This is a genomic window from Micromonospora sp. A200, assembly GCF_029893845.1.
In the GTDB taxonomy this organism is placed as follows: Bacteria; Actinomycetota; Actinomycetes; order Mycobacteriales; family Micromonosporaceae; genus Micromonospora; species Micromonospora purpureochromogenes.
On the sequence record NZ_JARXXY010000020.1, the window covers coordinates 64903 to 90109 of the forward strand.

A 25207-nucleotide genomic window follows, 5' to 3' on the forward strand; every position below is an offset into this window, starting at 1 on the left:
CATCCCACTCAGTCGGCCTTCACGGCGAGCACCGGGCAGGGCACCCGGAGCAGGATCTCCTGCGCGGTCGACCCCATGATCAGCTTGCCCACCGGGGTGCGGTGCCGGATGCCGATCACCACCAGCGAGATCTCCTCCGCCTCGGCGATCTCGGCGATCTCCTCGGCCGCGTCCCGGCCCCGCACCAGCTGCCGGACGGTGTGCGGCACCCCGTCGGCGGTCAGCTCGCGGACCACCCGGGCCAGGTCGCCCTCCTGGGCGAAGCGCGGGTCGACGTAGGCGTCGCCGCGCGAGGTGTTCACCACCAGCACCGGCTCGTCGCGGAACCGGGCCTGCTCGACGGCGGCCCGCAGGGCCGCCTCACCCAGGGCCGAGGGGACGTACCCCACCAGCACGGTCATCGGGTCACCAGCCTTTCCCGAACTCCCCGGACGACGAAGCGGCCGAGCACCGGCCAGAGCAGCACCACCAGGACCACGGCGTAGATCGTCCAGGACACCCACCCGCCGAGCAGGCCGTGCAGCTCGCCGCCGGAGAGCTGCAACGCCCGCCGGCCCTGGAGCTCGGCGCGCGGGCCGAGGATCACCCCGACGATCAGCGGCAGGATCGGCAGGCCGAACCGCCGCATGCCGAACCCGAGCAGGCCGAGGGTGAGCAGCAGGAACAGGTCGAACGGCTGGGCGTTGACGGCGTACGCGCCCATCGAGGCGAAGAAGAGGATCCCGGCGTAGAGGTACGGGCGGGGTATCCGCAGCAGCCGCGCCCAGGCGGGCGCGAGCGGCAGGTTCAGCACCAGCAGCAGCAGGTTGCCCACGAAGAGGCTGGCGATCAACGTCCAGACCAGACCGGACTCCCGCTCGAAGAGCAGCGGGCCGGGCTGGATGCCGTACTGCTGGAAGGCGGCCAGCATCACCGCGGCGGTGGCGTTGGTGGGGATGCCGATCGCCAGCATCGGCACCAGCGTGCCGGCGGCGGAGGCGTTGTTGGCCGCCTCCGGGCCGGCGACGCCCTCGATCGCGCCCCGGCCGAACTCCTCCGGGTGCTTCGTGAGCTTCCTCTCCGTCGTGTACGAGAGGAACGTCGGGATCTCCGCGCCGCCCGCCGGGAGCGCCCCGAACGGGAACCCGAACGCGGTGCCGCGCAGCCACGGCTTCCAGGACCGCTTCCAGTCCTGCTTCCCCATCCACGGCCGCCCGACCGGGATCACCTCGGCGGCGCGGCGGCGCAGGTGCGCGGCGATCCAGAGGGCCTCACCGACGGCGAAGATGCCGACCGCCACCACGACCACGTCGATGCCGTCGGCGAGCTGCGGGATGCCGAAGGTGAGCCGCTGCTGACCGGTCTGGTCGATCCCGACCACGCCGATCACCAGGCCGATCAGCAGGGAAGCGAAGCCGCGGACCCGGGAGGCGCCGAGCACCGCGGTGACCGCCACGAACGACAGCAGCATCAGCGCGAAGTAGTCCGGCGCGCCGAGGCTGATCGCGAACTGCACCACCGGCGGGGTCACCACCACCAGCAGCAGGGTGGCGATGGTGCCGGCGACGAACGAGCCGATCGCGGCGGTGGCCAGCGCCTGCGCCGCGCGTCCCGCCTTCGCCATCTTGTTGCCCTCGATCGCGGTCACCACGGAGGACGACTCGCCGGGGGTGTTCAGCAGGATCGAGGTGGTCGAGCCGCCGTACATGCCGCCGTAGAAGATGCCGGCGAACATGATGAACGCCTGGGTGGGCTCCATCCCGTAGGTGACCGGCAGCAGCAGCGCCACGGTCATCGCCGGGCCGATGCCGGGCAGCACGCCCACGGCGGTGCCGATGGTCACCCCGAGCAGCGCGATCAGCAGGTTCATCGGGGTCACCACGTTGGCGAACCCGTCGAGCAGGTTTCCGAGGTTGTCCATCACAGGATCCCTTGCAGCACGCCCGCGGGCAGGTTCACGCCGAGCCCGATGGCGAACGTGTAGAAGGTGATCAACGACAGCGCGACGGCGATCAGCAGGTTGCGCACGTGGTGCCGGTTGCCCAGCGCGAAGGCCGAGCCCCAGAAGAGCAACGTCCCGCTGATCACCCAACCGAGCCGGTCGATGAGCACCGCGTTGACGACGAAGGCGCCGATCAGCAGCAGTACCGTCCGCCAGTCGATCGGGGTGGTCAGGTCGACGTCCTCGCCGGCCTCCGGCTCACCGCGGCCGCCGCGGGCCACGTCCACCGCGTAGATCGCGGCGACGATCAGCAGCAGCACACCGAGCAGGATCGGCACCGGCTTCGGGCCGATCGGGTCGGCGGTGCTGATCGCCTGCCCGGTGCGGGCCGCGTCGACGATGACCAGCCCGCCGACCACGGCGAGAAACGCGCAGACCGCGTACTGGGCCCGGTCGCGGGCCGGCGTCGCCGCCGGCCCGGTCGCCGCGTCGGGCAGGGTGGGCCCGTCCGACGCGGCCTCCGCCTCCGCCGCCCCGACCGGCGTACCCGTGGCGTCCGGCCCGGGGGTGGCCGGCGCGGTGCCCGACGTCGCCGGGTCCGGACCGGTCGGCTGTCCCGGCACCGGCGGGGTCGCCGGTCCGGTGGCGGCGCCCGGGCGGGGCGGCGGATCGCCGCCCCGGTCCGGTCGGCTCGTCCTGCCGCTCATGCCAACCCGAGCTGCTTGAGCAGGTCCGCCACCGACTTGTCCTGCTCGGTGAGGAAGGTGGCGAACTGGTCTCCGGTGACGAAGGCGTCGGTCCAGCCCCGCTTGGCCAGCTCGGCCTTCCACTCGTCGGACTCGTGCATCTTCGTCAGCGCGTCGATCCAGACCTTCTTGTCGGCGTCGCTGATGCCGGGCGGCGCGACGATGCCCCGCCAGTTGGTGAAGACCAGGTCGATGCCGGCGGACTTGAGCGTCGGCACGTCCTTGAGCGCGTCGATCGGCGCCTCGCTGGTCACCGCGAGGACCCGGAGCTGGCCGGCCTCGACCTGGTCGAGGAACTCGCCGAAGCCGCTGGCGCCGAAGGCCACCTTGCCACCGAGCACGGCCGGCAGCAGCTCGCCGCCGCCGTCGTACGAGACGAAGTTGACCTGGCGCGGGTCGATACCGACGGTCTGGGCGAGCTGCATCGGCAGCAGGTGGTCCGGGCCACCGGGCGAGGAGCCCCCGCCGACGGCGATCCCCTTCGGGTTGGCCTTCCAGGCGGTGACCAGATCCTGGATCGTCTTGTACGGGGAGTCCTTCGGCACCACGATGGCGCCGGCCTCCTCGATCAGCTTCGCCAGCGGGGTGGTCTGGGTCAGCGTCGCCTTGGACTTGGAGGTGTAGGAGGCACCGACCACGCCCAGCCCCATCTGCATGGCGAGCTTGCCGTTGCCCTTCTCGTTGACGGTGCGCTGGAGGCCGACCGTGCCGCCCGCGCCGGGCAGGTTGAAGACCTGCACCCCGGTGGCGATCTTGGCGTCCTCCATCACCTTGGCCGCGGTACGGGCCGTGGTGTCGTACCCGCCGCCGGGGGTGTTCGGCACCATCAGCCGCAGCCCGGTGGCCGGCTTGCCGTCACCGCCGCCGGACGAGCCCTCGTTCTTGTCGGCGGTGGCGCCGCACGCGCCCAGCGCCAGCGCCGTGGCGGCGGCGACGCCCACGACCAGCAGTTTTCTCCGAGTTGCCATCATGTTTCTCTTCCATTTCGAAGGAGTCCGGCGGCAAGATGATGGCCCCCGGGCGGATCCCCTGTCTGCCTTCTGTCACCAGCGGAAATTGAGGTCTTTGTGGTCGCGGTCACGCCCCGCCGTACCCTGGCCGGGCAGTTGCTCGTACTCCAGCTCGCGATCATCGTGGTCGTGCTGGTGGCGGTGGCCGCCGTCTCGCTGGCCCAGTCCGCGGCGACCTTCAACCGGGTGGAGGGGCGGCGGGTGGCCGCCCTCGGCGAGGAGCTCGCCGGCAGCCCGTTGCTGCGCGACCGGCTCAACCAGCCGGCGCCGGCGGAGCTGGTCGCCCCGCTGGTGCAGAACGCGCTGAACCGGTCCGGGGTGACCTCGGTGACCGTGGCCGACGCCCGGGGGCGGGTGGTCAGCTCCACCGACCCGACGCTGGTGGGGAGCCGGCTCGTGCTCGGCGACCCCGACGTGGCGCGGGGCCGGGCCTGGTCCGGCGAGCTGGAGGTCGGCGGCTCCCGGGAGCTGGTGGCCCAGGTGCCGGTGCTCGGGGCTCGTGAGTACAACCTCGGCCGGCACCTCGGGGTGGTGATGATCGGCGAGGCCGCGCCGACCTGGTCGAAGCGGCTGGTCGGCGCCTCGTCGTACCTCTTCACGTACCTGGGCATCGCCAGCCTGCTGGGGGTGGCCGGCTCCTGGCTGCTGGCCCGGCGGATCAAGCGGCAGACCCTGGGCCTGGAGCCACGGGAGATCGCCGGCCTGGCCGAGCACCGGGAGGCACTGCTGCACGGCCTCGCCGAGGGGGTGGTCGCCCTGGACCCGCAGCTGCGGATCACTCTGGTCAACGCGGTCGGCCGGCGGCTGCTCGACCTGCCCGAGGACTGCCTGGGCCGCAGCCTCGCGGACCTGAGGATCTCCGGCCGGTTGCGGGACGTGCTGGCCGGCGCCGACAGCGACCCGGAGGCCCGGGACGAGGTGGTCGTGCGCGGCGGCCGGGTGCTGGTGATGAACCGGATGACGGTGACCAAGGACGGCCGCCGGCTCGGCTCGGTGACCACCCTGCGCGACCGCACCGAGCTGGCCCGCCTGGAGCAGGAGATCGGCTCGTTCCGCAGCACCACCGAGCTGCTGCGCGCCCAGACCCACGAGTTCGCCAACCAGCTGCACACCATCTCGGGGCTGATCCAGATCGGTGAGCACGACGAGGTGGTCCGGTACGTCGACGCGCTGAGCCGGCACCGGGCCTCGCTCGACCTCACCGTCACCAGCCGGATCCACGACACGGCGGTGGCGGCGCTGCTGATGGCGAAGTCGGCGCTGGCCGCCGAGCGCCGGGTGGAGCTGCGGATCTCCGAGCGGACCGGCCTGGACCGGCTGGAGCCAGCGGTCGCCGCGGACGTCGCGACGGTGCTGGGCAACCTGGTCGACAACGCCGTCGAGGCGGTGGCCGGCGGCCGGGAGGGTCCGACGCCGTCGGCGGCCGGCGCTTCGGACGACGCCGGGCCGGGCGGTGGCGACGTGCCGGACCGGCCGGCCTGGGTGGAGGTCGAGCTACGCCGGGACGCCTCCTCGGTGGAGATCGTGGTCCGCGACTCCGGCCCGGGGATCGCCCCGCAACTGGCCCAGGAGGTCTTCACCCACGGCTTCACCACGAAGGCGGCCCGGGGCGGCGAGCGGGGCATCGGGTTGGCACTCACCCGGCTGGTCTGTCACCGTCGCGGCGGCGAGGTGGCGGTGACGAACACCGAGGAGGGCGCGATGTTCACGGCCCGGATGTCGGTGACCGGCACGCTGGAGGGGGTCCGGTGATCGACGTACTGGTGGTCGACGACGACTTCATGGTGGCCCGGATCCACCGGGGCTTCGTCGAGCGGATCGACGGCTTCCGGGTGGTGGGCACGGCCAGCACCGGCGAACAGGCGATCGCCGCCGTCGACGAGCTCCGCCCCGACCTGGTGCTGCTCGACCTCTACCTGCCGGACATGTTCGGCCTGGACGTGGTGACCCGGCTGCGGGCCGCCCGGCACGACTGCGACGTACTGGTGATCAGCGCGGCCCGGGAGGCCGAGGCGGTACGTCGGGCGGTCCGCTACGGCGCGGTCAACTACCTGCTCAAGCCGTTCGGTTTCGACGAGCTGCGGACCCGGCTGGAGCAGTACGCCGCCCGGCGCAACGCGCTGCGCGCCACGGTGGTGAGCGACCAGGCCGACGTCGACCGGGTGCTCTCCCGCAGCGGCGCGCACATCGCCACCTCGGCGCTGCCCCGGGGCCTCAGCGCCGAGACCGCCGAGCTGGTCGAACGCACCCTGCGAGGACACTCGGGGACGTTCTCCGCCGCCGAGTGCGCCAACGCGGTGGGCATCTCCCGGGTCAGCGCCCGGCGTTACCTGGAGCACTTCGCCGACACCGGGCGGGCGGAGGTCAACCTCCGGTACGGCTCCGCCGGCCGCCCGGAGCGTCGCTACGGCTGGGTCTCCTGACGGCCTACGGCTCGAACTTGTAGCCGAGGCCGCGCACGGTGACGATGAACCGCGGCGCGGACGGCTCCGGCTCGACCTTCGAGCGCAGCCGCTTGACGTGCACGTCCAGCGTCTTGGTGTCGCCGACGTAGTCGGCGCCCCAGACCCGGTCGATGAGCTGCCCCCGGGTGAGCACCCGGCCGGCGTTGCGCAGCAGCAGCTCCAGCAGCTCGAACTCCTTCAGTGGCAGCTGGACCGCGGCGCCGTCGACGGTCACCACGTGCCGCTCGATGTCCATCCGGACCGGGCCGGCGGCCAGCGTCGGCGCGCCCGACTCGGTCACTTCGGGGCTCTGCCGGCGCAGCACCGCCCGGATCCGGGCCACCAGCTCCCGGGGCGAGTACGGCTTGGTGACGTAGTCGTCGGCCCCGAGCTCCAGGCCGACCACCTTGTCGATCTCACTGTCCCGGGCGGTGACCATGATGATCGGCACGTGCGAGCGCTGCCGCAGCTGCCGGCAGACCTCCGTCCCGGACATCTCGGGGAGCATCAGGTCGAGCAGGACGATGTCCGCGCCGGTCCGGTCGAACTCGGTGAGGGCGGAGGGTCCCGTCGCGGCGACGGACACCTCGAAACCCTCCTTGCGGAGCATGTACGACAGGGCGTCGGAGAACGACTCCTCGTCCTCGACCACCAGAACGCGGCTCAACGGTGCTTCCTCTCGTGCGGTCAGACCTGGCGAAGCTCGGCCGGGCCGGCCTCGATCCCAGTCGACGGCAGTATCGTGTCCAGGTCGGCCGGGGGGCTGGCCGGTAACCGGAGGGTGAACGTCGAGCCCCCTCCAAGAGTGCTCGCCACCTCCACCCGGCCGCCATGGTTGCTGGCGATGTGTTTGACGATGGCCAGGCCGAGGCCGGTGCCACCGGTGGAGCGGGAGCGGGCCTGGTCGGCCCGGTAGAACCGTTCGAAGATCCGGTCCACCTCGTTGGGGGCGATGCCGATGCCCTGGTCGGTGACGGCGATCTCGACGTGTTCCTCGTCGGTGCGGGTGGCGACCCGGACGGTGGTGCCCTCGCCCGAGTAGTTGATCGCGTTCTCCACCAGGTTGGCCACGGCGGTGGCGATCTGGGCGTCGCTGCCGTACACGGTCAGCCCCTTCTGGCCCTCGGTCACCACCTGGATCTGCCGGGCGGCGGCCGTGGTCCGGGTGCGGTCGAGCACCTCGGCGACCACCCAGTCGACCGCGACCGGCTCCGGCGCGGGTTGCGGCTCCGCGCCCTGCAGCCGGGTCAGCTCCAGCAACTCCTGCACCAGCCGGCCCAGCCGGGTCGACTCGTGCTGGATCCGCTCGGCGAAGCGGCGGGCGGCGACCAGGTCCTCGGAGAGGTCCGGCGCGGCCGCCCCGGCGGGTTCGGTGGCGTCGAGCAGCGCCTCGGCGAGCAGTTGCAGCGCCCCGATGGGGGTCTTCAGCTCGTGGCTGACGTTGGCGACGAAGTCCCGGCGGACCCGGGCCAGCCGGTGCGACTCGGTGACGTCGGCGGCCTCGATCGAGATGTAGCCGGCGCCGAGCCCCATCGCCCGCAGGTGCACCCCGAGCGGGTTCACGCCGGGGTTGTCGCGGCCGCGCGGCAGGTCCAGCTCGATCTCGCGCCGCACGCCGGTGCGGCGCACCTGCCCGGCGAGGGTACGGATCAGCGGGTGGGCGGCGATCGAGCCGGGCGTGGCGCCGGTGCGGAGCAGGCCCATCGCCCGGGCGGCCGGGTTGACCAGCACCGGCACGTCGTCCGGGTCGAGCACGACCACGCCGGCGCGCAGTGAGTCGATCGTCTTGCGGCCGAGCCCGGTGAGGCGGCCCTGCTGGTCGTCGGGAATCACGAGCCTCCCTGAGCTCCAGCGGGAGCCACCGCTCCCCGACGACGCCGCCCGGCGCCGCCACTCGCGGACGGCCCCGGACAGCAGCAGACCGGCAACCAGGCCGGTCGCCAGCGCCACGGCCACCACGACCGCCACCACCCATTCCACCCGGCGATCGTAGGGTCATTGTTAACCTGGCTATCGCCCATAACGGGACGAATCATCCTCACTTCCGCAGAAGTTCACTCGCGGGTCCCGCGTCGTTCACCGGAGTTCACCTCCGGTCCGCTCCCCCCGCCTACGGTTGGCGCGCACCGCTCGACCCGTATGCCGGACGCCCCTGCCCCGGGGCCGGCGGCACCGACCCCAGGAAGTGACGATGCGCGACGAGTTCCGGGCCGACCTGCAGATTGTCAGCCAGCTGCTGGTGGACATGGCGGAAGGGGTCCGCGCCGCGATGCGCCAGGCCACCCGCGGCCTGCTCACCGCCGACCGCGAGGCGTCCGAGGCCGTGATCGCGCGGGACGCCGAGATCGACGACCTCTACCGGCACGTCGAGGAGCGGGTCTGCGACCTGCTCGCCCGGCAGGCGCCGGTCGCCTCCGACCTGCGGGCCATGATCACCGCACTGCACGTCGCGGCGGACCTGGAGCGGATGGGCGACCTGGCCGACCACGTGGCCAAGACGGCGCTGCGCCGGCACCCGTCGCCGGCGGTGCCGGCCGAGCTGCGGCCGGTCTTCACCGACATGGCTGGCATCGCCGACCGGATGGCGGAGAAGATCGGCACGGTGCTGGCGAAGCCCGACGCCGACCTCGCCGCCGAGCTGGACCGCGACGACGACGCCATGGACGACCTGCACAAGAGCCTGTTCGGCGTGCTGCTCGGCGACGACTGGCCGTACGGGGTGGAGACGGCGATCGACGCCACCCTGCTCGGCCGCTTCTACGAGCGCTTCGCCGACCACGCGGTGAACGCCGGCGAGCACGTGGTCTACCTGATCACCGGCCAGAGCACGCCCTCGGCGAGCTGACCCGGGCGACGACGAAGGCCCCCGGCGGACCGGGGGCCTTCGTCGTGGCGTCAGCGGCCCTGGTTGGCCACTGCGGCGGCGGCGGCCTTGGCGGCGGCCGGGTCGAGGTAGGTGCCGCCCAGGGTGTGTGGGCGCAGCTGGGCGTCGAGGTCGTAGCGCAGCGGGATGCCGGTGGGGATGTTCAGCTTGGCGATCGCCTCGTCGCTGATCTGGTCGAGGTGCTTGACCAGGGCGCGCAGCGAGTTGCCGTGCGCGGCCACCAGCACCGTACGGCCGGCCAGGATGTCCGGCACGATCGAGTCGTACCAGTACGGCAGCATCCGCTCGACGACGTCCTTGAGGCACTCGGTGCGCGGCATCAGCTCAGTCGGCAGCAGCGCGTAGCGCGGGTCGCCGACCTGCGAGAACTCGTCGTCATCGGCGATCGGCGGCGGCGGCGTGTCGTACGAGCGGCGCCAGAGCATGAACTGCTCCTCGCCGTACTCCTCCAGGGTCTGCTTCTTGTTCTTGCCCTGGAGGGCGCCGTAGTGCCGCTCGTTGAGCCGCCACGACCGGCGCACCGCGATCCAGTGCCGGTCGGCGGCGTTGAGCGCCAGCTCGGCGGTGCGGGTCGCGCGGCGCAGCACGCTGGTGTGCACCACGTCGGGCAGCAGGTCGTGCTCGCGCATCAGCTCGCCGCCGCGCCGCGCCTCGTTCTCGCCCTTCTCGGTCAGGTCGACGTCCACCCAGCCGGTGAAGAGGTTCTTGGCGTTCCAGTCACTCTCGCCGTGCCGCAGCAGGACCAGCGTCCCGACGGTGGGCCCCTCGCTCGCAGTCATGCCGATCATCCTGCCGCACCCCGCCGGTGGACACGCGGTTGGTGGCCGTGACGACCACCACGTGGAAAAACCGATGACCCGCGTTCCGGGCCGACACTAGGTTGTAAGGCGCTTAGAACTTGGCGGTCATTACCGAAGCGGGGGCGCGGGCGTGCGGACGGTGCGAAGTTGGTTCCGGGACACCACCGGAGGGCTGCCGAGGACCTTCTGGTACCTCTGGACCGGCACCCTGATCAACCGGCTCGGTTCGTTCGTCCTGGTCTTCCTCGCCATCTACCTCACCAAGGAACGCGGCTTCTCCCCCACCCAGGCCGGCCTGGTGCTGGGCCTGTGGGGCGTCGGCGGCGCGGTCGGCACCACCGTCGGTGGCACGCTCACCGACCGCTGGGGACGGCGGCCCACGCTGCTCACCGCGCACCTCGGCGCGGCCACCATGATGCTCGCGCTCGGCTTCGCCCGGCCGCTCTGGGCGGTGGCCACGGGCGCGCTGCTGCTCGGCATGTTCGCCGAGGCGGCCCGGCCGGCGTTCGGCGCCATGATGATCGACGTGGTGCCGGAGAAGGACCGGTTGCGCGCCTTCTCGCTGAACTACTGGGCGATCAACCTCGGCTTCGCCTGCGCCGCGGTGCTCGCCGGGTTCGCCGCCCAGGCCGGCTACCTGCTGCTCTTCGTGGTCGACGCGGCCACCACCGTGGTCACCGCACTGATCATCTTCACCCGGGTGAAGGAGACCCGCCGGGTCTCGGCCGCCCCGGCCCGCCCCGGCGGCGCCGTCCCGCTCGGCGCGCTGCGCACCATCGCCGCCGACCGGGTCTTCCTGGGCTTCGTGGCGCTGAACCTGTTCGCCGCGCTGGTCTTCCTCCAGCACATCTCGATGCTGCCGATCGCGATGGGCGACTCGGGCCTCAGTCCCGCCACCTACGGCTCGGTGATCGCGCTCAACGGTGTGCTGATCGTCGTCGGGCAGCTCTTCGTGCCCCGGCTGATCAGGGGGCGCAGCCGGTCGCACGTGCTCGCCCTGGCCTCGCTGGTGATGGGCGTCGGCTTCGGCCTGACCGCGTTCGCCGACGCGGCCTGGTTCTACGGCCTCACCGTGCTGATCTGGACCCTCGGCGAGATGCTCAACTCGCCGTCCAACGCCACCCTCATCGCCGAACTCTCCCCCGACCGGCTGCGCGGCCGCTACCAGGGCGTCTTCTCGCTGTCCTGGCAGATCGCCGGGGCGGTCGCGCCGGTCCTCGGCGGCCTGGTCCGGGAACGGGCCGGCAACACCGAACTCTGGCTCGGCTGCGCCGCCATCGGCGCGCTGATGGCGGTGGCCCACCTGGTCTCCGGGCCGGCCCGCGAGCGGCGGGCCGCCCAGCTCCGGCCGGCGACGCAGCCGGTCACGCCGGTCACCGCCGTCCGGCAGCCGGCCCCCCAGGCGGCCGAGGCCGCCGCCACCGCCCCGGCCGAGCCGGTCACGGCCCACACCCCTTCCTGAGTACGCCGACCGCCGGCACCCCGACCGGGCACGCGGACCGGCCGAGGCCGCTGCCGCCCGCCCGGCGGCCTTCCGAGCTCGGACGAGGCAGGGCGCCCTGCGGGCCCTTTCGAGCTGATGACGTGAACGAATCAAGCCCGTCGGACCGGGAGCCCGAGTCGTTGGCGACATCAGCTCGACAGGACCTCCCACCACCGTCCGCCTCCGGCCCGCCCGAACCGTGCGGTAACCCGGGACACCGCTGGCGGTGCGCTGGTGATCACCGACACGGTGGCGCGGTCGGGCGGGGCTGCATACGGTCGGGGACGGATCGGTTAACAAGGTTTCTGGAGGACGGGTGCGCGGGTTGCGGCGCTGGTGGGACGGAACTGCCGGCGGTCTGCCCGCCACCTTCTGGTACCTCTGGGCGGGGCTGCTGGTCAACCGGGCCGGCGCCTTCGCGGTGCTCTTCCTGTCGCTCTACCTCACCGCGGCGCGCGGGGCCAGCGAGTCGCTGGCCGGCGCGGTGGTCGGTGCGTACGGGGCGGGCGGGGCGGTCGGGGTGCTGCTCGGCGGGGTGCTGGCGGACCGCTGGGGCCGGCGGGCCACCCTGGTCGCCGCGCACCTGGCGGCGGCGGGGCTGATGGTGGGGCTGGCGTTCAGCCGGCACCTCGCGGTGATCGCGGCGCTGGCCGCGCTGGTCGGGATCGCGCACTCGATGCCGAGCCCGGCCTTCGTCGCGGCGATCGTGGACGTGGTCCCCGAGCACCGCCGCTCCCGCGCGTTCAACCTTCAGTTCTGGGCGTTCAACCTCGGCATGGCGGTGGCCTCGCTGCTGGCCGGGCTGCTGGCCGAGGCGAGCTTCCTCGCGCTCTTCCTGGTCGACGCCGTCGCCACCCTGGCCGCCGCCGTGCTGATCGCCTGGAAGGTTCCGGAGACCCTGCCCCACGGCCGCACCGGACCGGTGGGGAGCCGCCCGGACCAGGCCGGGGCCGGGCGGACTGCGGGCGAGCCGGTGGCCGCGGGCGCCGGGCGGTCCCGGCCGCCGGGGCTGCACACCGCGCTGACCGACCGGACCTTCCTGGTCTTCGTCGGGCTCACCTTCGTGCTGGCCGTGCTCACCATGCAGACCTCGACGATCATGCCGCTGGCGATGCGCGCGGACGGCCTGAGCCCGTCGGCGTACGGGACGGTCGTGGCGCTGGGCGGTGCGCTGATCGTGGTGGGGCAGCTCTTCGTACCCGGGCTGATCGACCGGCGTCGGGCGCACCGGGTGCTGGCCCTCTCCACCGGCCTGCTCGCGGTGGGGTTCGGTGCGCTGGCCGTCGCCGACCAGCTCTGGGTCTACCTGGCCGCTGCGGTGGTCTGGACGGTCGGCTCGATGCTGGCCGCGCCGCCGAACGCGCAGATCAACGCCGACCTGGCCCCACCCGAGCTGCGGGCGCGCTACCAGTCGGTGTTCTACCTGACCTTCCCGGCGGCGTCCTTCGTCGCGCCGACGCTGGGCGGGGTGAGCCTGCAGTACCTCGGGGAGCGGCACTGGCTGGTGGTGGCGGCCCTGGGTCTGCTCGCCGCGGGCGGGCACCTGCTGGCGGGGCCGAGCCGGGAGCGCCGGGTGGCGGCGCAACGGGTGGCCGCCCCGGCGCGGGCCTCGCAGCCGGTGGGCTGACGGCAGAACGCCCACCACGACGGTGGTCGTGATGGGCATCCGCACCGCTTGCCCGGCGGCGGCGGGCGACACTCACCCCCGTAAGCGTCGCCCGCTCGCGCCGCCGGTTCCACGGGTGGCACCGTCCCCCAACGATGTGCTCCACCCGCTTCTTTGCGCCTCACTCGGTGCTCGGATCTGATCGATCCGCCGCTCCCCCGAACGGTTCCGAGCGTGGCGCGGTGCAATAAAGTTAGTTCGCCCGGTTTCCGGATTCAACCCGGATCGCTGTCTCGCCGGTCACAGCGCCGGCGTGGCGTCCGACACCCCTGCTCCGGGCCTCGCAACGGTCAACACGGCGTACCCGGCGGCCATTCCCGTAAACACCTCAGGCGTCCTCCCGATCGGGTGACTCCGTCCGGAAGAAGTTGCTCTGCCGACCGTCGCGCAGCTGCTCCTGGTAGATGAGGTTCAGCCGGCGCGTGTCGAAGGTCCGGAACCAGTCGTCCCAGCTGATCACCTGGACCCGGCTGCTCTCCCGGTAGCCCGGGATCTCGAAGGTCAGCACCCCCGGCCGGCCCTCGCGCTCGGTGCCGGCGATGGTCGCCGGTTGGGCGCCACGGGCCCGCGCCCAGTTCTGGATCACCTCGTGGTTGCTGGTGACCAGGCTGCGGCCGGGGCGCTCGGGGCGGTCCGCCGGGGAGGAGATCACCTGCGACGACCGTACCGACCGGGAACTGGACCGGCCGGTCCGTACGCCGGTGGTCCGGGCCGGGGCGGCCGCGCCGACTGCGGCCGGCGGGGCGATGACCCGCTGGGCGGGCGTGGCCCCGGCCTTCGCCGGCGTGGCCTTCGCCCGAGCCCCGGCCTTCGCCGGCGCGGCCTTCTTCGCCGGTGCGGTCTTCTTCGCGGGCGCGGCCTTCGCGCGAGCGCCCGCCTTGGCCGGCGCGGCCTTCGCCCGGGCGCCCGCCTTCGCCGGCGCGGCCTTCTTCGCCGGGGCCTTCTTCGCCGGGGCCGTCCTGGCGCGAGCGCCGGCCTTCGCCGGGGCCGCCTTGGCGCGGGCGCCCGCCTTCGCCGGGGCCGTCTTCTTCGCCGGCGCGGCCTTCGCGCGAGCGCCCGCCTTCGCGGGCGCGGCCTTGGCTCGGGCCGCCTTGGCCGGTGCCGCCTTCGCCCGGGCGGTGGTCGCCTTCCGGGCCGCCGGGGCGGCCTTGCGGGCCGGCGCCGCCTTACGGGCGGGGGCCGGCGCGGCCTTCGCCCGGGCGGTCGTGGTCTTCCGAGCACCCGGCGTCTTCTTCGCGGCGGCGGCCTTCGTCGCGCCGGCCTTCTTGGCGGGCGCCCGGCCCGCCGGGCCGGTGGTGCGCCGGGCCGCGGCGCCGGGGCGGCCCTCGGACCGCAGGGTCCGCGCGAGCGTCTTGACCAACTCGGGCTTGCGCAGAGCGGAGATGCCGGAGACACCGCGACGCCGCAACTGCCCCCGGATGTCGTCGACCCGCATCCGCGAGATCTCCGACTCCGAGATCCCCGGAGTGTTCGGCGTCTGGTTGCCCGCCTGCTGTTTTGTCCTGGTCGCAGTTCCGCCGCGACCTGAGCTGTTCCGCTGAGCCATCGCACGCTCCTCGACAGTCCGTCTCGGCCTGCGGCGGGTCCCGTTTCGCCGCACCGCAGCGGTGCGGCATACCCGTCAGGACCGGTCCGAACCTCCGGCGGACGGCTCGAAAAGGTGGGCGAAGGCGGCGAGGTTGGCGGTGGACTCGCCCCGCTTGACCCGCCACTCCCACTCCCGGCGGATCGAGCTGCCGAAGCCGATCTCCAGCATCGTGTCGAACGACTCGTCCGCGTAGGTGAGCACCGCGCCGAGCAGCCGGTCCAGCTCGTCGGCGTCGATCCCGGCCAGGTTGACCCGACCGGTGAGGTAGACGTCGCCCACCGCGTCGATGGAGAACGAGACGCCGTACATCCGGGCGTTGCGCTGCAGCAGCCAGGCCCACAGCTCCTCGCGCCGCTCGTCGGGCTGGCGCATCACGAACGCCTCGACCCGCAGCGCGTGCTCACCGACGATCAGGTTGCAGACCGTCTTGAGCTTGTGCGTGCCGGGCAGGGTGACCGCGTAGGAACCCTCGCCGGTCGACTCCCAGTCCAGCTCACGCTCGGTGCAGACGGACTCGATCAGGGCGGCCAGGTCGCTCTTCGCGCTCATCGCACCCACTCTACGGGCGCCCGCCGGTACGCACCGGACGCGCGGCAGTGGCCGGGGTCACCAGGAACAGGACAGCGCCGGGTCCCCGGCGAGCTGGGCGGCCAGCCGGCCCCGGTGCTCGGCGATCGCCTCCCCGTAGACAGCGAGCAGGCCGGAAACCGTGCGCTGCCAGGAGAAGTTGCGGGCGTGCCGGGCCGCGCCCGCCGCCAGGTCGGCCCGCAGCGCCCGGTCGGGCAGCAGGCGGGCGAGCGTAGCGGCCCAGTCGGCCGGGTCGTGGCCGTCGACGAGCACCCCGCTGACCCCGTCGCGCACGGCGGTGACCAGACCACCGACTGCGGCCGCGACGACGGGCGTACCGCAGGCCTGCGCCTCCAGGGCGACCAGCCCGAACGACTCGTTGTACGAGGGCACCGCGACCAGGTCGGCGGCCCGGTAGAGGGCGGGCAGGTCGTCGCCGGTCTGCGGGGGCAGGAAGCGCACCCGGTCGGCGACACCGAGCGATCCGGCCAGCTCCATCAGCGAGGTGGGCCGGTCCAGCCCGCTGCCGCTCGGGCCGCCGCAGATCACCACGGTCAGCTCCTCGGCCAGGGCCGGGGCGCACTCGCGCAGCGCGGCGACCGCGCGGATCAGCACGTCGGGCGCCTTGAGCGGCTGGATCCGACCGACGAAGGCCACCACGTACCCGTCGGTGGGCAGGCCCAGCCGGCGGCGGGCGGCGCGGGTGGCCGCGACCCGGTCGCCGGGGGCGGGACGGAAGCGGTCGAGGTCGACGCCGGGCTCGACCACGGCGACCCGGGCCGGTTCGGCGTCGTAGCGGCCGATCAGGTCGGCGGCCTCGACCCGGGTGTTGGCCACCAGCCGGTCGGCCTCGGCGACCACCTGCTCCTCACCGATCACCCGGGCCTTGGGCTCGGGGCGGTCACCGGCGGCGAGCTGGGCGTTCTTGACCTTGGCCAGGGTGTGCGCGGTGTGCACCAGCGGCACTCCCCAGCGTTCCTTGGCCAGCCAGCCGACCTGGCCGGAGAGCCAGTAGTGCGAGTGGATCAGGTCGTAGTGGCCGGGCGGGCGGGCCGCCTCGGCGCGCAGCACACCGGCGGTGAAGGCACAGAGCTGCCCGGGCAGCTCCTCCTTGGTCAGCCCCTCCAGCGGCCCGGAGGTGATGTGCCGGACGTGCACGCCGGGCGCCATCTCGACCACCGGGGGCAGATCACCGGACGTGGCCCGGGTGAAGATCTCCACCTCGACGTCGGCCTCGGCGAGCCGCCGGGCGACCTCCAGGATGTAGACGTTCATCCCCCCGGCGTCACCGGTGCCGGGCTGGTGCAGCGGGGAGGTGTGCACGGACAGGGTGGCGATCCGCCGGGGGCGCGGCCACGGACGGGCACCTCGCTGACGACCGACGCCGGTGTGCATTTCCGCCACGTCCGCTCCTCTTGTCACGGTTTATGCCGTCCCGCACGACCGGCGCTTCTCGGTCAACTCGCGCGCCGGGTGTCATCTTCCCCATCGGGCTACGGAAATGCGCCCGCGCTCTCCCCCGGCGTGACCCAGTTCATCGACGGCCCCCGCCCCGGCCGGTCCGCGGCGGAGGGGACAATGTCCGGATGACCTCTGTCGCGATCGTCACCGGGGCGTCCAGCGGGATCGGCGCGGCGACGGCCCGCCGGCTGGCCGCCGAGGGCTTCCACGTGCTGGCCGCCGCCCGGCGTACCGACCGGCTGGCCGGGCTGGTCAAGGAGATCGAGGCGGCCGGCGGCACGGCCACGGCGGTGGCCTGCGACGTCACCTCCGACGAGTCGGTGGCCGGGTTGGCCGCCGCCGCGCAGGCGGCGCCCGGGCCGGTCACCCTGCTGGTGAACAACGCCGGCGGGGCGCGCGGGCTGGACCCGGTGGAGTCCGGCGCGATCGGCGACTGGCAGTGGATGTACGACGTCAACGTGCTCGGCACGCTCCGGGTCACCCAGGCGCTGCTGCCCGCGTTGGAGGCGTCCGGCGCCGGGACCATCGTGATCGTCTCCTCCACCGCCGGCTTCACCGTGTACGAGGGCGGCGGTGGCTACGCCGCGGCCAAGCACGCGCAGACCGCGATCGCCGGGACGCTGCGGCTGGAGCTGTGCGGGCGGCCGGTCCGGGTGATCGAGATCGACCCGGGCATGGTGCGGACCGACGAGTTCGGGCTGGTCCGCTTCGGCGGGGACGCCGACAAGGCCGCCGCCACGTACGCGGGGGTGCCCGAGCCGCTGGTCGCCGAGGACGTGGCCGACTGCATCGCCTGGTGCGCCACCCGCCCGCACCACGTCAACGTGGACCGGCTGGTGGTCCGCCCGCTGGCCCAGGCCGCCCAGCACAAGGTGCACCGGGTCGGGCAGTGAGCCGGGCCGGTCGCGGGTGAGGGCCGGGCCGGTGCGGCCCCAGGGCGTGGTGACCCGGGGGACGACGAACCCCAACCGGCTGCGGCGGGTGGACAACTGGATCGTGGCCACCTGCGGCGACCGGCTCCGCGCCGCCGCCGACCCGCTGGTGGTGGACCTCGGCTACGGCGCCACCCCGGTCACCGCCGTGGAGCTGCGCGCCCGGCTGGCCACCGGGGTCCGCGCCGACGTGCGGGTGGTCGGGCTGGAGATCGATCCGGTACGCGTGGCCGCCGCCGCGCCCGCCGCCGACCCGCCCGGGCTGACCTTCGCCCGGGGCGGCTTCGAGCTGGCCGGCCTGCGTCCGGTCCTGGTGCGCGCGTTCAACGTCCTGCGCCAGTACGACGAGAGCGAGGTCGCCGCCGCCTGGCGTACGGTCACCGACCGGCTCGCCCCGGGCGGGGCGCTGGTCGAGGGGACCTGCGACGAGCTGGGCCGGCTGGGCAGCTGGGTGCTGGTCGACGCGGCCGGCCCGCGCACGCTGACCCTGGCGGCCCGCCTGGCGACCCTGGAGACCCCGGCCCAGCTGGCCGAACGCCTGCCCAAGGCGCTGATCCACCGCAACGTCCCCGGCGAGCCGGTGCACGACCTGATCCGCGCCCTCGACGACGCCTGGCAGGCCGCCGCCGGCTACGCCCCGTTCGGCCCCCGCCAGCGCTGGCTCCGCGCCGTCAGCGCCCTCAAACAGTCCGGCTGGCCCGTCCTCGACCGCCCACCCCGCTGGCGCCAGGGCGAACTCACCCTCCCCTGGCCCGCCATCGCCCCCACCTGACCCGCCGACCCGCCCGACCACCCCCGCTCGCGCCCGCACCTAGGTGATCAAGAGGTTTTGGTCAGGAATCCGGCCCGGGGTGACGCAAACTTCTTGATCAACGCGGCCTGGCCGGGGGTGGCGGGCCGGGGCGGGGTCAGATGGTGCAGTTGATCAGGACGGGTTCGGGGTGGAGGGTGACGGCGAAGCGCGTGTGGACCGTGTCGCGGATGTCGCGGGCGAGGGCGACCAGGGCCGCCGTGCTGGCCGTGCCGGTGTGGTTGGTCAGAGCCAGGGTGTGCTTGCTGGAGATGGCGGTGCCCTCGGGGCCGGGATCGCCCTTGGCGAAGCCGGCCTTGTCGATCAGCCAGGCGGCGCTGACCTTCACCATGTCGCCCGGGCAGGGCCAGGAGGGCGGCTCGCCGAGGTCGGTGGCGCGTTCGCGCAGCAGCTCGTACGCCTCCCGGTCGAGCACCGGGTTGGTGAAGAACGAGCCCACCGACCAGGTGTCCGGGTCGGTGGCGTCGAGCACCATGCCCTTGCCGGCGCGCAGCTTCAGCACCGTCGCGCGGGCGTCGGCCAGCGGCACCCGGTCGCCCACCTCGACGCCGAGCGCCCGGGCCAGCTCGGCGTAGCGCACCGGGCCGGAGAGCGTCGAGCGGCGCAGCCGGAAGTCGACCGAGAGCACCACCCAGCGGTCGCTGTACTTGAAGATGCTGGACCGGTAGGCGAAGCCGCAGTCCGCCGCCTCGACCCGGCCGAGGCTGTCGTCGGCGCGGTCGTACACCTGGACGCCGGTGATGCTCTCGGCGACCTCCTGGCCGTACGCGCCGACGTTCTGGATCGGGGTGGCGCCGGCCGAGCCGGGGATGCCGGAGAGGCACTCCAGCCCCGACCAGCCGTTGTCCACGGTGGCGGCGACCAGGTCGTCCCAGGGCTCGCCGGCCTCGACCCTTACGGTGACGGTGTCGGCGTCCTCGGCCACCACCCGCAGCCCCCGCGACCGGACCAGCACGACGGTGCCGGGGAAGCCCTCGTCGCCCACGACGACGTTGCTGCCGCCCGCGAGGATGAGGACGGGCTCGTCCCGCTCCCGCGCCTGGCGCACGCTTCGTACGATTTCCTCGGCGCTGGTGGCGGTCTCCAGCCGGCCGGCGGGGCCGCCGAGGCGCAGCGTGGTGTATCTCGCCAGGGTGGCCGGGTCGGCGGGGTCGGCTCCGGTTGTCGGCTGGGCGTAGACGTCTGACACGCCTCTCACCCTAGGCTGAGGGGTAGCCGTGGCACCCACTGGTGGCCCGGTCACCCCCGGGAGGATTGCGATGAGCAGGTTGCACGGCACGAAGGACTTCTGGATCGGGGCGCTCCGGGTGGACGGCCCGGCGTTCGCCGCCGCGGTGGCCGAGGCGCCGCCCGAGACACCGGTGCTGTCCTGTCCGGGCTGGACGGTCGCCGACCTCACGCTGCACCTCGCCGGCATCTACCACTGGGTGCACTCGTTCGTCGGCTCCGGCGAGACCGCTCAGCCGGCCCGCCGGGACCGCGCGGAGCTGCCCAGCGGGGTGACCCCGCTCCAGCTGTGGCAACGCGGGTACGACCAGCTGATGACCCAGTTCGACACCCTCGACCCGGAGGCGCCGGCGTGGAACTGGGCGCCGCAGCCGAAGAAGGCCGGTTTCTGGCCGCGCCGGATGGCGCACGAGACGGCGGTGCACCGCTGGGACGCCCAGCTCGCCATCGCCGCCGGTGAGCCGATCGAGGCCAAGCTCGCGGCGGACGGGATCAGCGAGGTGCTCGACACCTGGCTGCCGGCCGGGCGCCGGGCGGTGCCGGGCCAGTGGCACGGGGTGGTGCAGCTGACCGCGACCGACGCCGCGCAGGACTGGTACCTGCGGCTGCGCGGCGAGGGGGTGGCCCTGCTCGACACCGCCACGGTCTTCGGCCACGAGGACCACCACGCCCGGGTCCAGGTAACCGGCACCGCCAGCGACCTGCTGCTCGCCCTCTGGGGTCGGATCGGGTACGACGCCCTGGGCGTCACCGGCGACCGCACCCTCCTGGACGGCCTGCGCACCGGCTGACCGCACCGGACCTCCCGGTCCCGCACCCGCGCCTTTCGCAAAGAGTGGCCATTCCCCGCGAATGGCCACTCTTCGCGTATCCGGGGGTCGTCAGGTCACGGCTCGGACGCGACGAGAGAGCGCTCTCTTGACACCGGTCAAGTGAGCCGCAACGCTGTCGTGAGAGCGCTCTCTCAGCCCCTCACGATCGCGTCAGGACCCGGGCTGCGACTCGCTCACCAGCAGGTCCACCCGCTCCACCACCGATTGACCTGAGAGGAATCCGAGGAAGATGGGTACCTTTTCGCGCCGCCGTCTGGCGGCGGTGGCCCTGGTGGCCACCACCGCCCTGCTCGGCACCGCCGCCTGCGCCGGCGAGGACGACTCCGCCAAGGACGGGCCGATCACGCTGAACGTCGACGTCTTCGGCCAGTTCGGCTACGAGGAGCTCTACAAGGAGTACATGGCCAGCCACCCCGACGTGAAGATCGTCGAGCGGGGCACCGGCAGCAACCTCGACGAGTACTCGCCGAAGCTCACCCAGTGGCTCGCCGCCGGCAAGGGTGCGGGCGACGTCGTGGCCATCGAGGAGGGGCTGCTGGTCGAGTACAAGGACAACCCGCAGAACTTCGTCAACCTGCTCGACCACGGGGCCGCCGACCTCAAGGGCAACTTCCTGGACTGGAAGTGGAGCCAGGGGCTCACCGCCGACGGCAAGCAGCTGATCGGCCTCGGCACCGACGTCGGCGGCATCGCGATGTGCTACCGCAAGGACCTCTTCGCCAAGGCCGGCCTGCCCACCGAGCGGGACCAGGTCTCCAAGCTCTGGCCGACCTGGCAGGACTACATCGCCACCGGCGAGAAGTTCAAGGCCGCCAACACCGGGGCGTCCTTCCTCGACGCGGCGACCAACACGTTCAACACGATCCTGCTCCAGACCGCCGGCAACACCTCCGGCTACAGCTACTACGACACCAGCGACAAGCTGGTGGTCGACAGCAACCCGGCCGTGAAGCAGGCCTTCGACACCACCGTCGACATCATCGACTCCGGCCTCTCCGGCAAGTACGGCTCCTGGTCGGAGGAGTGGGTCTCCGCCTTCAAGCAGTCGAAGTTCGCCACCATCGCCTGCCCCGCCTGGATGACCGGCGTCATCGAGGGCAACGCCGGCCCGGCCGCCAAGGGCAAGTGGGACATCGCCCAGGTCCCCGGCAACGGCGGCAACTGGGGTGGCTCGTTCCTCGCCGTGCCGAAGCAGAGCAAGCACCAGGCCGAGGCGATCGAGCTGGCCAAGTTCCTGACCAGCGCCAAGGGCCAGATCGGCGCGTTCAAGGCCAAGGGCCCGCTGCCGTCGTCGCCGCAGGCGCTCGACGACCCGGCGATCGTCGACTCGACCAACGCGTACTTCTCCGCCGCCCCGGTCGGCAAGATCTTCGGCACCGGCGCCAAGAGCCTGAAGCCGGTCTACATGGGCCCGAAGAACCAGGCCGTCCGCACCGAGGTGGAGAACGCGGTGCGCACCGTCGAGCTGGGCCAGCGCAACCCCGAGCAGGGCTGGAACGACGCCGTCAACAACGCGAAGAAGGCCGCCGCCAAGTAGCCCGAGCCAGGCGGGCGGGCGGGGTTCGGCGTCGCCGGTCCCGCCCGCCCGGCGGAGAAGGAGTCCACGGCATGGCCGTCCAGCTCGACGCGCGCCCCCCGGTCGTACCGGCGCCGCGCCACGCCCGCTCGAACCGGGGCAACCGGCTCGCCCGGTTCGACACCCGGTACTCGCCCTACCTCTACATCGCCCCGTTCTTCCTGCTCTTCGCGGTCTTCGGGATCTACCCGCTGGTCTACACCCTCTGGGTCTCGCTGCACGACTGGGACCTGCTCGGGGTCGACCCCACGTTCATCGGGGCGCAGAACTACACCCAGCTGATGGCCGACCCCGACTTCTGGCACTCGGTGGTCAACACCCTCGGCATCTTCGTCATCTCGACCGTCCCGCAGCTGCTCCTCGCGCTGTGGCTGGCCAACCTGCTGAACCGGCACCTGCGGGCGCGGACGGGCTGGCGGATGGCGGTGCTGATCCCCAACGTCACCTCCACCGCGGCGGTGGCGATCGTCTTCGGCGTGCTCTTCGGCCGCGAGTTCGGCATGATCAACTGGCTGCTCGACCTCGTCGGGATCGACGCCATCGACTGGAAGTCCAACCGGTTCGCGTCCTGGGTGGCCATCTCCACCATGGTCGACTGGCGGTGGACGGGCTACAACGCGCTGATCTTCCTGGCCGCGATGCAGGCCATCCCGCGCGACCTGTACGAGTCCGCCTCGATCGACGGTGCCGGCCGGGCCCGGCAGTTCTGGTCGATCACCGTGCCGCTGCTCAAGCCGACGATCATCTTCGCGGTCATCATCTCCACCATCGGCGGGCTCCAGCTCTTCACCGAGCCCCGCCTCTTCAACTCCGGCACCAACGCGATCCGGGGCGGGCCGCTGCGCGAGTCGCAGACGGTGACCATGTACATGTTCGAGAACGCCTTCGCGCCGCACTACAACTTCGGCTACGGCTCCGCCATCGCCTGGCTGCTCTTCGCGCTGATCGCGGTGGTCGCGGCCATCAACGTGCTGGTCCTGCGCCGGCTCGGCGGCGGCGGGCGCAAGGAGGAATCCCGATGACCCGACTCTGGTCGGCCGGCCGGCTCACCTACGCGGCACTGACCCTCACCGCCCTCCTGTCGATCTTCCCGATCTACTGGATGTTCGTGGTGGCCAGCCGCACCAGCGACGCGATGGGCGAGGTGCCGCCTCCGGTCACCCCCGGCGGCAACCTGGGCGCGAACATCGCCCGGCTCTTCGCCAACACCGACGCGTACTTCCTGACCGGCCTGGTGAACTCCACGATCGTGGCGGTGTCGGTCACCGTCTCGGTGGTCTTCTTCTCCACCCTGGCCGGGTTCGCCTTCGCCAAGCTGCGGTTCCGTGGGCGCAACGCGCTGCTGATGGTCATCATCGCGACGATGATGGTGCCCACCCAGCTCGGCGTCATCCCGCTGTACATGCTGATGACGAAGCTGAACTGGAACGACCGGCTGCCGGCCGTGATCGTGCCGGCGCTGGTGACCGGCTTCGGGGTCTTCATGATGCGCCAGTACGCCGGCCAGGCGGTCAGCACCGAGCTGATCGAGGCCGCCCGGATCGACGGGTGCAGCACCGCGCGGATCTACTGGAATGTGGTGCTGCCCGCGCTGCGTCCCGCCGCCGCCGTCCTCGGGCTGCTCACCTTCATGACCACCTGGAACGACTTCCTCTGGCCGTACGCGGTGCTCAACGACCCGGAGAACCCGACCGTGCAGCTGTCGCTGCGGGCCCTGTCGGACGGGTACTACCAGGACATGTCGCAGGTGTTCACCGGTACGGCCATCGCCACCCTGCCCCTGCTGCTGGTGTTCATCGTGTTCGGCCGCCAGATCATCGGCGGCATCATGGAAGGTGCGGTCAAGGCGTGAGCGCGACGAGTGAGCTGCGTTTCCCCGAGGGCTTCGTCTGGGGCGCCGCCACCGCGGCGTACCAGATCGAGGGCGCGGTCCACGACGACGGTCGCGGCCCGTCGATCTGGGACACCTTCAGCCGTACGCCGGGGAAGGTCTTCCAGGGGCACACCGGCGACGTCGCCTGCGACCACTACCACCGGTACGCCGACGACGTGGCGTTGATGGCCGAGCTGGGGTTGGGGGCGTACCGCTTCTCGGTGGCCTGGCCCCGGATCCAGCCGGACGGCACCGGCCCGGTCAACCCCCGTGGGCTGGACTTCTACGACCGGCTCACCGACGCGCTGCTCGACCGGGGCGTCGACCCGATCGTCACGCTCTACCACTGGGACCTGCCGCAGGCCCTCCAGGACCGGGGCGGCTGGACCAACCGGGACACCGCCGAGCACCTCGCCGACTACGCCGTCGCCGTGCACGGCCGGCTCGGTGACCGGGTCCGCACCTGGACCACCCTCAACGAGCCCTGGTGCTCGGCGTACCTGGGGTACGGCAACGGGGTGCACGCGCCGGGCGAGCGGGACGCGGGGGCGGCCTTCGCCGCCGTACACCACCTCCTGCTGGGGCACGGCCTGGCGGCGCGCGCGCTGCGCGCGGCCGGCGCGCCGACCCTCGGAATCACCCTCAACCCGGCCGACGTGCAGCCCGCCGACCCGGCCAGCGCCGCCGACGTCGCCGCCGCCCGGCTGGTCGACGGCCTGCACAACCGGATCTTCCTCGACCCGCTGACCGGCGCCGGCTACCCGGACGACGTGCTGGCGCACCTCGGCCGGCTGGTGGAGCCGACGTTCATCCGGGACGGCGACGAGAAGCTCATCGCCGCGCCGATCGACCTGCTCGGGGTGAACTACTACGCCCCGACCTACGTCGCCGGCCGGCCGGACGCCGCCGGCGGCGGCGGTGCGTACCCGGGCACCGAGGGCGTGGTGGAGTTCCTGCCGCCGACCGGCCCGCTGACCGACATGGGCTGGATGATCGAGGCGACCGGGCTGACCCGGCTGCTGGAGCGGATCGCCCGGGACTACCCGGGGCTGCCGATGCTGATCACCGAGAACGGCGGCGCCTTCCCGGACAAGCCCGGCGCCGACGGCCCGGACGGTCTCGGTCAGGTCATGGACACCGACCGGATCGCCTACCTCGACGGGCACCTGCGGGCGGCGCACCAGGCCATCGCCCGGGGAGTGGACCTGCGCGGCTATCTCGTATGGTCGTTGCTGGACAACTTCGAGTGGGCCGAGGGCTATCGGAAGCGGTTCGGGATCGTCCACGTGGACTACCTGACCCAGCGGCGCACACCGAAATCCAGCGCCCGGTGGTACCAGGAGGTGATCTCCCGGAACGGGCTGTGACGAGGTGGTGGTGACGGG

At 72.8% G+C, this 25207-nt stretch carries 22 protein-coding genes and 1 pseudogene; 12 read left to right on the forward strand and 11 right to left on the reverse strand.

The window, feature by feature from the left end; translation table 11 throughout:
* Positions 1–8 precede the first annotated feature (8 nt).
* The 4 genes from M2302_RS20330 to M2302_RS20345 are packed head-to-tail and all read right to left on the reverse strand — an operon-like array spanning position 9 to position 3635.
* Positions 9–401, reverse strand: coding sequence for a universal stress protein (locus tag M2302_RS20330; protein WP_210773628.1), 393 nt, complete (start codon positions 399–401; stop codon positions 9–11).
* Complete coding sequence (locus tag M2302_RS20335) at positions 398–1900, reverse strand: tripartite tricarboxylate transporter permease (protein ID WP_280839433.1); 1503 nt, start codon at positions 1898–1900, stop codon at positions 398–400. Before M2302_RS20335 ends, M2302_RS20330 begins: the two co-directional genes overlap by 4 nt.
* A complete protein-coding gene (locus M2302_RS20340) occupies positions 1900–2628 on the reverse strand; it encodes a tripartite tricarboxylate transporter TctB family protein (RefSeq protein WP_280839434.1) in 729 nt (242 codons plus the stop codon). Before M2302_RS20340 ends, M2302_RS20335 begins: the two co-directional genes overlap by 1 nt.
* Entirely contained in the window at positions 2625–3635 is a 1011-nt protein-coding gene (locus M2302_RS20345) for a tripartite tricarboxylate transporter substrate binding protein (protein ID WP_280839435.1), read from the reverse strand. Before M2302_RS20345 ends, M2302_RS20340 begins: the two co-directional genes overlap by 4 nt.
* Before the next feature lie 99 nt (positions 3636–3734).
* Here M2302_RS20345 and M2302_RS20350 point away from each other — a divergent pair, with 99 nt between their 5' ends.
* Positions 3735–5429, forward strand: coding sequence for an ATP-binding protein (locus M2302_RS20350; protein WP_280839436.1), 1695 nt, complete (start codon positions 3735–3737; stop codon positions 5427–5429).
* On the forward strand, positions 5426–6100 hold the full coding sequence (locus M2302_RS20355; RefSeq protein WP_280839437.1) for a response regulator: 675 nt from the start codon (positions 5426–5428) through the stop codon (positions 6098–6100). The genes M2302_RS20350 and M2302_RS20355 overlap by 4 nt, the downstream gene beginning before the upstream one ends.
* Positions 6101–6104: 4 nt before the next feature.
* Here M2302_RS20355 and M2302_RS20360 read toward each other — a convergent pair whose 3' ends face one another.
* Together M2302_RS20360 and M2302_RS20365 are read right to left on the reverse strand one after the other, a co-directional pair.
* On the reverse strand, positions 6105–6788 hold the full coding sequence (locus tag M2302_RS20360; RefSeq protein WP_210773632.1) for a response regulator transcription factor: 684 nt from the start codon (positions 6786–6788) through the stop codon (positions 6105–6107).
* A gap of 20 nt (positions 6789–6808) precedes the next feature.
* On the reverse strand, positions 6809–8080 hold the full coding sequence (locus M2302_RS20365) for an ATP-binding protein (RefSeq protein ID WP_280839485.1): 1272 nt from the start codon (positions 8078–8080) through the stop codon (positions 6809–6811).
* Between the two features lie 232 nt (positions 8081–8312).
* Between M2302_RS20365 and phoU the strand changes: the two genes are divergently transcribed.
* Positions 8313–8966: a phosphate signaling complex protein PhoU gene (phoU, locus tag M2302_RS20370; protein WP_280839438.1), complete on the forward strand. Its 654-nt coding sequence runs from the start codon at positions 8313–8315 to the stop codon at positions 8964–8966.
* Positions 8967–9016: 50 nt separating this feature from the next.
* Here phoU and M2302_RS20375 read toward each other — a convergent pair whose 3' ends face one another.
* Complete coding sequence (locus tag M2302_RS20375) at positions 9017–9784, reverse strand: phosphoglyceromutase (protein ID WP_280839439.1); 768 nt, start codon at positions 9782–9784, stop codon at positions 9017–9019.
* A 151-nt stretch (positions 9785–9935) separates the two neighbouring features.
* Here M2302_RS20375 and M2302_RS20380 point away from each other — a divergent pair, with 151 nt between their 5' ends.
* Positions 9936–11267 carry an MFS transporter gene (locus tag M2302_RS20380; protein WP_280839440.1) on the forward strand — a complete coding sequence of 444 codons (1332 nt, stop codon included), beginning with the start codon at positions 9936–9938 and terminating at the stop codon, positions 11265–11267.
* A gap of 337 nt (positions 11268–11604) precedes the next feature.
* Positions 11605–12915, forward strand: coding sequence for an MFS transporter (locus M2302_RS20385; protein ID WP_280839441.1), 1311 nt, complete (start codon positions 11605–11607; stop codon positions 12913–12915).
* Positions 12916–13282: 367 nt separating this feature from the next.
* Here the strand turns inward: M2302_RS20385 and M2302_RS33155 are convergent.
* The 3 genes and pseudogenes from M2302_RS33155 to mshA form a co-directional block, all read right to left on the reverse strand.
* Positions 13283–13912, reverse strand: a pseudogene (locus M2302_RS33155) (hypothetical protein); the annotation flags it as partial.
* A gap of 663 nt (positions 13913–14575) precedes the next feature.
* Positions 14576–15091, reverse strand: coding sequence for a YbjN domain-containing protein (locus tag M2302_RS20395; RefSeq protein ID WP_280839443.1), 516 nt, complete (start codon positions 15089–15091; stop codon positions 14576–14578).
* Between the two features lie 57 nt (positions 15092–15148).
* Positions 15149–16513 carry a D-inositol-3-phosphate glycosyltransferase gene (mshA, locus tag M2302_RS20400; RefSeq protein ID WP_280839444.1) on the reverse strand — a complete coding sequence of 455 codons (1365 nt, stop codon included), beginning with the start codon at positions 16511–16513 and terminating at the stop codon, positions 15149–15151.
* Between the two features lie 182 nt (positions 16514–16695).
* On the opposite strand from mshA, the gene M2302_RS20405 reads away from it, so the two are divergent.
* Together M2302_RS20405 and M2302_RS20410 are read left to right on the forward strand one after the other, a co-directional pair.
* The gene (locus tag M2302_RS20405; protein WP_280839445.1) at positions 16696–17463 is read left to right on the forward strand and encodes an SDR family NAD(P)-dependent oxidoreductase; all 768 of its coding nucleotides are present in this window, start codon (positions 16696–16698) and stop codon (positions 17461–17463) included.
* 31 nt (positions 17464–17494) lie between these two features.
* Positions 17495–18274, forward strand: coding sequence for a class I SAM-dependent methyltransferase (locus M2302_RS20410; RefSeq protein WP_280839446.1), 780 nt, complete (start codon positions 17495–17497; stop codon positions 18272–18274).
* Positions 18275–18410: 136 nt separating this feature from the next.
* On the opposite strand, the gene M2302_RS20415 is transcribed toward M2302_RS20410, so the two are convergent.
* On the reverse strand, positions 18411–19502 hold the full coding sequence (locus M2302_RS20415) for a UDP-N-acetylmuramate dehydrogenase (RefSeq protein ID WP_280839447.1): 1092 nt from the start codon (positions 19500–19502) through the stop codon (positions 18411–18413).
* Between the two features lie 70 nt (positions 19503–19572).
* Here M2302_RS20415 and M2302_RS20420 point away from each other — a divergent pair, with 70 nt between their 5' ends.
* The 5 genes from M2302_RS20420 to M2302_RS20440 all read left to right on the forward strand — a co-directional run bounded on the left by M2302_RS20420 (position 19573) and on the right by M2302_RS20440 (position 25189).
* Positions 19573–20331: a maleylpyruvate isomerase family mycothiol-dependent enzyme gene (locus tag M2302_RS20420; protein ID WP_280839448.1), complete on the forward strand. Its 759-nt coding sequence runs from the start codon at positions 19573–19575 to the stop codon at positions 20329–20331.
* A gap of 271 nt (positions 20332–20602) precedes the next feature.
* Entirely contained in the window at positions 20603–21910 is a 1308-nt protein-coding gene (locus M2302_RS20425) for an ABC transporter substrate-binding protein (RefSeq protein WP_280839449.1), read from the forward strand.
* Between the two features lie 71 nt (positions 21911–21981).
* Positions 21982–22971 (forward strand): sugar ABC transporter permease, encoded by a 990-nt coding sequence (locus M2302_RS20430; RefSeq protein WP_280839450.1) that lies wholly within the window; start codon positions 21982–21984, stop codon positions 22969–22971.
* Positions 22968–23801 carry a carbohydrate ABC transporter permease gene (locus M2302_RS20435; RefSeq protein ID WP_154941642.1) on the forward strand — a complete coding sequence of 278 codons (834 nt, stop codon included), beginning with the start codon at positions 22968–22970 and terminating at the stop codon, positions 23799–23801. Before M2302_RS20430 ends, M2302_RS20435 begins: the two co-directional genes overlap by 4 nt.
* Complete coding sequence (locus M2302_RS20440; RefSeq protein WP_280839451.1) at positions 23798–25189, forward strand: GH1 family beta-glucosidase; 1392 nt, start codon at positions 23798–23800, stop codon at positions 25187–25189. Before M2302_RS20435 ends, M2302_RS20440 begins: the two co-directional genes overlap by 4 nt.
* Positions 25190–25207: the final 18 nt, after the last annotated feature.

Bases quoted from the DNA above. Each gene is read 5' to 3' on its own strand.
- M2302_RS20330 (WP_210773628.1), bottom strand. From the start codon at position 401: ATGACCGTGCTGGTGGGGTACGTCCCCTCGGCCCTGGGTGAGGCGGCC.
- M2302_RS20335 (WP_280839433.1), bottom strand. From the start codon at position 1,900: ATGGACAACCTCGGAAACCTGCTCGACGGGTTCGCCAACGTGGTGACC.
- M2302_RS20340 (WP_280839434.1), bottom strand. From the start codon at position 2,628: ATGAGCGGCAGGACGAGCCGACCGGACCGGGGCGGCGATCCGCCGCCC.
- M2302_RS20345 (WP_280839435.1), bottom strand. From the start codon at position 3,635: ATGGCAACTCGGAGAAAACTGCTGGTCGTGGGCGTCGCCGCCGCCACG.
- phoU (WP_280839438.1), top strand. From the start codon at position 8,313: ATGCGCGACGAGTTCCGGGCCGACCTGCAGATTGTCAGCCAGCTGCTG.
- M2302_RS20375 (WP_280839439.1), bottom strand. From the start codon at position 9,784: ATGACTGCGAGCGAGGGGCCCACCGTCGGGACGCTGGTCCTGCTGCGG.
- M2302_RS20395 (WP_280839443.1), bottom strand. From the start codon at position 15,091: ATGAGCGCGAAGAGCGACCTGGCCGCCCTGATCGAGTCCGTCTGCACC.
- M2302_RS20405 (WP_280839445.1), top strand. From the start codon at position 16,696: ATGACCTCTGTCGCGATCGTCACCGGGGCGTCCAGCGGGATCGGCGCG.
- M2302_RS20420 (WP_280839448.1), top strand. From the start codon at position 19,573: ATGAGCAGGTTGCACGGCACGAAGGACTTCTGGATCGGGGCGCTCCGG.
- M2302_RS20425 (WP_280839449.1), top strand. From the start codon at position 20,603: ATGGGTACCTTTTCGCGCCGCCGTCTGGCGGCGGTGGCCCTGGTGGCC.
- M2302_RS20430 (WP_280839450.1), top strand. From the start codon at position 21,982: ATGGCCGTCCAGCTCGACGCGCGCCCCCCGGTCGTACCGGCGCCGCGC.
- M2302_RS20435 (WP_154941642.1), top strand. From the start codon at position 22,968: ATGACCCGACTCTGGTCGGCCGGCCGGCTCACCTACGCGGCACTGACC.